At 46.9% G+C, this 816-nt stretch carries 1 pseudogene; it reads right to left on the bottom strand.

What is annotated here, in order from left to right:
- A pseudogene (locus R7Q46_RS26185) lies at positions 1–816 on the bottom strand (protein acetyltransferase); the annotation flags it as partial.

Genomic DNA, 816 nt, shown 5'->3' with positions numbered 1-816 from the left:
CCAATATTTTCTGCCATGTGAACAGCTTCGATTTCATCCGATGCTATCCAAGTAGGCAAAACATTAAAGCCAAAGAGCTTAAATAGTGGGCTAGTTTGGTGTGTATCCAGTGTGACTGTATTTTTATCCAGTAGTCGTTCATCTACCCATTCTTTTGCAGAATTTACGCTACCTGAGTGCAGCGGCTCTGCTGTTGTTGGCGTTTCCATCAACTGTTTCTGGTTTCGTCGGTACTCAACGAGGTGCATGTACGCAACGACCGCGCTTTCCGGCGTACGATAGGTAGGTATCCCCGCTTGAGTGAATGCCAGTCTAGCATCTCGAGATGTTTGTTCCCCAGACCAGTTAGTTAGGACATTAAAATGTTTATGTCGAGGGTGATTCTTGATGGCTTCAATAACCGCCAAAGCCGTTTCATAAGAATCAGACACGGCAGAAGGACTGTGCATAATCAAAATCGCATCAGCACAATCATTATTCATTACCGCATTGATCGCATCTACGTAGCGTTTTTTCGTTGCATCTCCGGAAAGATCTATCGGATTAACACCTCGCCAGTTAGACGGTAAAATGGCTCTGAGCTGATCGGTTGTTACTTCGTCCAGAGTCGCTAAATTGCCACCTCGTTCAACTAGTGTATCGACCGCCATGACGGCAGGGCCTCCACCGTTAGTGATGATGGCTAAGCGTTCTCCACGCAACGGAACTGAGTGCGTCAGCGTCTCTACCGCAGCAAATAACTCATGCGTATTGCTAACACGCAGCATACCCGTTCTTCGTATCGCAGAGTCATAAATCACATCGAGCGTATCGCCA

The organism is Vibrio sp. 811, assembly GCF_033339195.1.
The sequence above is the reverse complement of the archived record's forward strand: the minus strand, read 5'-3'. Positions and strand labels throughout refer to the sequence as shown.